This window comes from Campylobacter sp. BCW_6889 (assembly GCF_001762535.1).
GTDB lineage: Bacteria > Campylobacterota > Campylobacteria > Campylobacterales > Campylobacteraceae > Campylobacter_D > Campylobacter_D jejuni.
Map to the genome: position 1 here is coordinate 1 of NZ_MJWZ01000039.1, position 6,672 is coordinate 6,672.

7 protein-coding genes are annotated in these 6,672 nt (G+C 30.8%); 1 reads left to right on the forward strand and 6 read right to left on the reverse strand.

All coding sequences use genetic code 11. The features are described from left to right. Positions 1-110 precede the first annotated feature (110 nt). Positions 111-3,053, forward strand: coding sequence for a conjugal transfer protein TraG N-terminal domain-containing protein (locus AJ939_RS03760; RefSeq protein ID WP_250535409.1), 2,943 nt, complete (start codon positions 111-113; stop codon positions 3,051-3,053). Positions 3,054-3,202: 149 nt separating this feature from the next. On the opposite strand, the gene AJ939_RS03765 is transcribed toward AJ939_RS03760, so the two are convergent. The 6 genes from AJ939_RS03765 to AJ939_RS03790 form a co-directional block, all read right to left on the reverse strand. Next, positions 3,203-3,646, reverse strand: coding sequence for a hypothetical protein (locus tag AJ939_RS03765; RefSeq protein WP_070233928.1), 444 nt, complete (start codon positions 3,644-3,646; stop codon positions 3,203-3,205). 176 nt (positions 3,647-3,822) lie between these two features. Then, on the reverse strand, positions 3,823-4,065 hold the full coding sequence (locus tag AJ939_RS03770) for a DUF2442 domain-containing protein (protein ID WP_070233926.1): 243 nt from the start codon (positions 4,063-4,065) through the stop codon (positions 3,823-3,825). After that, entirely contained in the window at positions 4,049-4,276 is a 228-nt protein-coding gene (locus AJ939_RS03775; protein WP_044779629.1) for a DUF4160 domain-containing protein, read from the reverse strand. The genes AJ939_RS03770 and AJ939_RS03775 overlap by 17 nt, the downstream gene beginning before the upstream one ends. A gap of 114 nt (positions 4,277-4,390) precedes the next feature. Next, positions 4,391-4,672, reverse strand: coding sequence for a type II toxin-antitoxin system RelE/ParE family toxin (locus tag AJ939_RS03780; RefSeq protein ID WP_002883551.1), 282 nt, complete (start codon positions 4,670-4,672; stop codon positions 4,391-4,393). Next, on the reverse strand, positions 4,673-4,906 hold the full coding sequence (locus tag AJ939_RS03785) for a hypothetical protein (protein WP_002883553.1): 234 nt from the start codon (positions 4,904-4,906) through the stop codon (positions 4,673-4,675). 626 nt (positions 4,907-5,532) lie between these two features. Continuing rightward, positions 5,533-6,540, reverse strand: a complete 1,008-nt coding sequence (locus tag AJ939_RS03790; RefSeq protein WP_070283388.1) for a DUF3825 domain-containing protein — start codon at positions 6,538-6,540, stop codon at positions 5,533-5,535. Positions 6,541-6,672 lie beyond the last annotated feature (132 nt).

Sequence of the window (6,672 nt, forward strand, 5' to 3'; positions counted from 1 at the left end):
CAATTTAATCACCGCCTTTCTAGGTTATGATTAATGCCAAAGGTAGCCGCCTTTGGCATCTACCTTTTATAATTATACCAAACAAACTCTTTAACTTCTTAAAACAGTCCATGAAAAGATTTTACTTTTTATTCTTTAGCACTTTGTTTTTTGCACCTTCATTTTTATTTGGTGCAACTGAAATAGCTAATAGCAATTTAATTTATACTTGGGGTTATGGCGATGTGATGAATGAAATCATGCAAGCTGTTAAAGGTATAACCACTGAAACAAGTTATATCGTTAATGCAGCCTTAGCTATCTCATTATTGCTTTTTAGTATCAAAAAAGCAATGGATGGACAAACAAATCCTGTGTTTGAATTTGGAAAAATGTTTATACTTTTTGCTGTAGTGTGGCAGATGTTTTTAAGGGCGCCAAATGACAATAATCACCGCTTCATGATTCACGATGAAGTAACAAGTAAAGATTATGTCATTTCTCAAATTCCTATAGGCATAGGAAAAAGCTTTGCATTAATGACACAATTTGAGAAGGTTATCCTAGAAGCTATGGAAAAACATTTTTCAACTCCACAATCTACAAATTTCTCTAACGCAGGTTTAGGTTTTTCACTTCAAGTGATGAGTACTTTACCAAGCGTAAAGCTTTCGGCTATTGATGCAACTTTGCAAAAAAATATTGATTTTTATTTTAGAAACTGCGTTTCAGTAGGTATCTTGCTTAATCAACAAGGTAGAAATCTTTTTCAAAACTCTGATAATTTAATGCAAGATCTTTTCACAAACATAGGCAATGGCTCTCAGCTTACTCCTTTGTTTAAAAATAACAATAATGTTGAAGAACAAAGTGTTGTACCTTGTTCTGATGCAGGTCCTCAAATCGTTGAAATGATTCAAAACGATACAGATGAAGCTATGAAGATTCATGCTGCTTTGCTTGGTATGGTAGATGATATGACAAATTATGAGCAAAAGTTCTTAGGCGCTGCACAAATCTATAACGAACAAGCTGTAAGTGCTAGATCTTATTTACAGCAATCCATGATAATGCTTGCTTCTCAAGATGCAATCATTAATACCGCTAAATCAGTAGGATTAAATCCTGCTTCTGTGGCTGCAAATACTGCTTATGCGGATCAGCAATTTTATGCAAGTATGCAAGCACAAGGACACATGGCGCAAACTTATTTGCCTTTAGCTAAAGCTTATTTAACAGCTATTATCATAGGTTTATCTTGGCTTGTTGCTTTGCTTTCTATTGTATTTGGCTCTTACGCACATATTAAGATGTTTTTTACTCTATGTATTTGGATAGTGCTTTGGACTCCTATTCTTTGTATTATTAACTATCTAAATGATTATAATCTTATGAAAGTTGCACAAGTAATAACAGGTGGAAAAGCAGCTTTAAGCTTAGGAGATAACATGCTTATATTCAAAGAAGTAGCAAATAGATCAAATTTCATGAATTATCTTGTAATGAGTACTCCTGTTTTAGCTTATGCAATTGCTAAAGCAAGTGAGCAAGGATTTATAACTTTTGCTTCTGGATTATCTCAAGCTCTAACAGGTGCTTCAAGAGCTGCTGGAAGCTTTGCAAATCAGCAAGCCTTATCTACACAAACTAGCATTGCTGCTCCTAGAGGAGATGAAGTTTGGGCGATGAATGCAGGGGTAGTGAGTTTGCAAGGTGCTACTAGCATAGGAAGCAGTAGATATTCTACTACTAGCATAGCAGGGGGTGGAACAACTGTGGCTGATGTAAATACAGGTTCTAAAATAAGTGGTGATATGCAAGGCGTTACTGCTGCTAACATTGCAGGACTTAGTGCTAGTGATATGAAATCAAAACAAGCTTCTTTAGCAGGTGAAGTTTCTCAAGGTATTAGCGATGCTTTAAAAACAGGACAAACTTCTCAATCTGTTGCTAATATGGCATTTGATCATTCTGCCTCTCATGGTATTAATGCTCAAGCACAAGAAATCTTTAAAGCAAGCTCTACTATGGCATTTGATAAGATGGCTCAAGCAGGAGATCAAAGAGCGCAAGAACTTATGTCAGCACTCAAGGCAGGTGGCAGTATAGCAGGTGTAGTAGGTGGTAATGTGAGTATTACAGAAAAAGATGGTACAAGTAGAACCTTTCAGTTTACAGATAAAGAAATGCAACAATGGGCTAAGGACTTTGGGGATAATGTGGCTTCTACTTATGCTCGTGATGATTCAGCTAGAGCCTCTCTTAATAATGCTTTCTCAACCTTTACAGGTAAAGAATTCTCTCAAGTGCATTCAGCTATTAATAAATATAGCTCGGTTGAATCGTTTGCAAGCAATGTTAACTCTGATTCTGTGCCTAAAGCACTCAATAATTACATTCGTTCAGGTGATAATGCAGCAATTACAAATGCTTGGAATAGTGGTAATATCGGAAAAGCTATGGCAATGGCTTCTGATGATTTCCAAAGATGGAGCGTTAACAATCCACAACAACTCTCTAAATACTTTAACGCAGGAGATTTTAGTAGTCCGCAAAACACTATGGGTTCTGTAGGCATGCAAAATTATTATAGTCCTTCTACAGCTTCTGCAATCCATAAAGGCAATTATGGCACAGTAGATTCAGCAGCCGTAGGATTTGGAAATAGTTATGAAGCTGATAAGAAATCTATGGCAGAAGGACATTTTAACACTACAGGACAAAACACAGCTTGGGGACAAGGTAATTCACAAGGAACAGTGCAACAAGAAGTTCAAGGACAGGTTAATAATGCGGTAAATCAATTTAATAAAGGCGCTCCTGCAAGAACAGTTGATGATGGTGTTAAGGTTGCAGAAATGGCTGCTGATGGAGCAAAAGGTTCATTTAATAATACTGTAAATGCTTTAGGAACTGTAACTCAAACAGCCCTAAATAATCCTTCTCAACTTCTTGATTCTAAGTTTTGGACAGGTGCGAGAGATGCGAATGGTAATTTAATGCAACCTTCAAATGGCGGAAATAATAATTCTGCCCCTCCTGCGCCTAAAATACCTCCTGAATTTTTAAAATAAGCAAGCTAATTTAGGCTTGCTTATAAATATTGTTAAAATATGTTTTTGCTTTTTATTTGTGGAAATATTAAGTATGTAATAAAAATTTGAAAAATGTTTGCAAGAATGATAATTAAAATAAGCTAGAAATTTTTCTAGCTTTATAAAAATTAATTAAAAAAAACCTTTTCACCTTTTTTATTTTGTGTATATAATTCTCCTATACCTTCAGCATTAATAAAAGAAGGATCGTACATATGTTTATTATTTCTCGACTTAACTGTATCATCAACACAAACATCTATTAAACCAAAGAAAAAAGAAAATGTTTTTTTGATGATCTTTAAAACCACTTTCACTAATTCATAAGGCAATTTTAAAATACCTATGAAAAGATTTTTAACTCCACTTTTAGAACTATCTTTTTTAATACTTTTTATGGTTTTTATCCAAGCTAAAGCATAATATAAAATGAAAGCAGTTGCTATTAAGCCTATAAGTGTTTTTGTAAATATTTCATTCTTGCTTATAAATAAAATGCCTATATTAGTCAAAATCAATACAAGAAACACAATAAAAGTGATCTTTAATTTCATATTTACTGCTTTATCCATCTTTATTCCTTTCAATTATAACTTATTCATATTTTTAATAAAATTATACCATATTTTAATAATTTTTGCAAGTTTTTTTGCTATAAAATGCCTATTTTTTAGGGGTTTTAACGGGGTTCTTTTTTTTATTTAACTTGGGAAAAGTCGCCAAAATCTTCATCGGTTTAATTGTATTTTCACGCTACTTTGTTCGCATTACTTTTAAGCATAGCTTCTATACTTAAATGACAGTCCAATTCTTCCCATTCGATGCCTGTATTATCACAGATAAAATGCCATTTTTCTAAATCTTCTAAATTTGCATTTTCAAGTTCTTTGTACCATTTTAAAGGAGTTTGGATTATGCGTTCGTCTTCTAATAAAACAATAAGATAATCTTTATTGAATTTTACATTCTTTGCCTTAACTAAAGTATTCATTCCATCTCCTTTCAAATTCAAGTTTGTGTTTTTTGACAGTTTTTAGAATAAAAGACAAATCTTTGTTTTTAAAACTGCTGAATCGAACTTGTAAATCTTCTAAATTAATTTTCGCAAATTCATTACCTTTCATAACATGAATATGCTTTGGTTCATGTTCATTTGAATAAAAGAAAAACTTAAAGCCATTGATTTCTAAAAGAGTGGGCATAATTTTCCTTACTTTATTCATAATTTTAATAAAATTATACCATTTTTTAATAATTTTTGCAAGTATTTATGCTATAAAATGCCTATTTTATGGGATTTTGAACGGATTTCTTTTTTATTTGACAAGGTTATTTTTGTAAATCGTAATTAAAAGTATTTTATCGTTTTTTAAATCTATATAATATGGAATGACATATTTCTTAAAGATAAAATCTCTTATGTTTTCATCATTAAAAAGAGTAGATTTTCGAAATTTATAAGGCATATTGTCAATGCACAAAATAGCATCTTTTAAAGATTTTGAAAAATAATTTTTTGCACTCACACTATCTTTAGCAATAAAGGCTAAAATATTATTAAGCTCTTTTTTAAATTTATCACTTTCCACAATTTTCATTCACAGCCATTCGCTACCTAATGGAGTTACTGATAATTTTCCTTGTTTATAGTGTAATAAAGTTTCTTCAGCTTCTTTTTTTATTTCATCTATGGTTCGATTATCTTCATAATTATCCAAAGTAGCTTCTAAATCATTTTTAGAAATTTTAAAAATAGCTCCTGCATTTTTTGACAAACATTCTAAACTTTTTATAAAATCAATATCATCACTTGTAATGGTTATAGTGTGCATTATAATTTCCTTTTTAAAGTTTATTAACATGATAATACCATTTTTTAATAATTTTTGCAAGTATTTATGCTATAAAATGCCTATTTTATGGGATTTTGAAACGGATTTCTTTTTTATTTAACTTGGAAAAATGAATGAGAATTTGTAGTTTCATGTACTAACAAAGGCAAGGGGCTTTTCTGCCCCTGCGGTTTTGTTAGAAAAATACTTCAACTTTAAGCTTAAAAAACCTAAAATTTAGGTATAATCTCACAAAACGCTTACTATGTCGTTTCATAGTTAGCCTTTGTTGTAATTTTCCGCTAGAGTTGCAGCTCTAAAGCGGATTTTTTATTATAGCGAATCTTGTTTTTTGCTTTTCTAATTTTTTGCCAATCTTTTCTATTTTTTTGTAATTGTTTTAATTTACAAAAATTTTGTTTTAGCCTATTATTAATTGTTTACATGGTAAAATTATTTCAAACTTGTTTTAATAATTGCAAAGGTTTTAGTCTCTTGTTAATTGTTTGCATGGTAAAATTTCAAAAGAGAAAACAATTCGAAGAAAAGGGTTTTAGTCTCTTGTTAATTGTTTACATGGTAAAATAGACTTATCTCAAAAGCCTATTTTACCAATGTTTTCACTTTCAAATGGTGTTTTTTACCCATTCAGATTCAACTATTGAAAGAACTCTTGCAGTTTTGTAAATATTATCATGCGGATTTAGTATAGTTCTCACAGCGTAATACTGTTCGTTTTTTACCTCTTCTTTTTCAACTACAACTATCGTATCAACTGATTCTTCTTGAAGTTTCAAAGGAATGTATAAAACTACCCTTTGCTTATAAGCTGCAGGAATAATCATCTTTTGAAGATTATAATTATCTTTGATGATTTTCAATTCACCATTAATAATGTGTCCTATGAACCTATCATTTAGTTTTTTCACAATTTCAGGTAATCGCTCTTTTCTCTCAAAAAGATGCAAATGATTTACCCTAAAATCCAATTTACTATCAAAAATGATTTCATTTTTGAATGTATCATAATCGCTTAAAGATTTAGGTATTTCTAAATCATCTAAAACTCTATCTCCATTAGAACAAAATTTTCTAAAAATATATCCTCCATTTTCCTGCTTTTCAAAGCATGCAAATATTGGAAAAACACCTGTACTATACAAACCTGTATTGAAACATGCCTTTGTTTTGTCTTTATTATAAGTAATAATATCAGGATAGCTTTTATTTTCATAAATGAACTCAAAATATTTAAATAGATAAGAAAATAAAATATTATTTCCGTTTCCCCAAAATTCTTTTTGAGCTATATTAGAAAGCTCTTGGAGTGTATTTAGAAAATTTGGAAAATAGGCAAATTGAAACAACAAAGGTTTCTCTTCAACTTTGTTTTGAATTTGATCACGATTTGAAGTCTTGTTTCTTGTGGTAGCTTTTTTAACATAAACTAAAGAAGGTTCGTTTTCATCTTTTTCAAGATCAAAGTCTGCTTCTATTAATGCCTTACTACAATTGATTTTTAAATCATATTTTCTTTTCAAATATTGACTGATATGTCCTGTAGTAACATGGTCAAATTTAGTCTTACTATCTTCATAGGCTTCCAAAATTAATTTTTCTATGTTTTTTTCCACGCTAAAAACCTAATTGTCCTTTCTTATAATCTTCTAAACCTTTCAATAGTCCAAAAAGTATGTCAGAATCAACCGCTCCTTCAATAGGAGTGCCTATTACTTTTCCTGTTGGAGTTAAAATATAAGTTGTTG

Excerpts from the sequence above, each read along its gene's own strand:
- AJ939_RS03780 (WP_002883551.1), bottom strand. The coding sequence starts at position 4,672 with ATGAAAATTGTGGAAAGTGATAAATTTAAAAAAGAGCTTAATAATATT.
- AJ939_RS03770 (WP_070233926.1), bottom strand. The coding sequence starts at position 4,065 with ATGAATACTTTAGTTAAGGCAAAGAATGTAAAATTCAATAAAGATTAT.
- AJ939_RS03765 (WP_070233928.1), bottom strand. The coding sequence starts at position 3,646 with ATGGATAAAGCAGTAAATATGAAATTAAAGATCACTTTTATTGTGTTT.
- AJ939_RS03760 (WP_250535409.1), top strand. The coding sequence starts at position 111 with ATGAAAAGATTTTACTTTTTATTCTTTAGCACTTTGTTTTTTGCACCT.
- AJ939_RS03785 (WP_002883553.1), bottom strand. The coding sequence starts at position 4,906 with ATGCACACTATAACCATTACAAGTGATGATATTGATTTTATAAAAAGT.
- AJ939_RS03775 (WP_044779629.1), bottom strand. The coding sequence starts at position 4,276 with ATGCCCACTCTTTTAGAAATCAATGGCTTTAAGTTTTTCTTTTATTCA.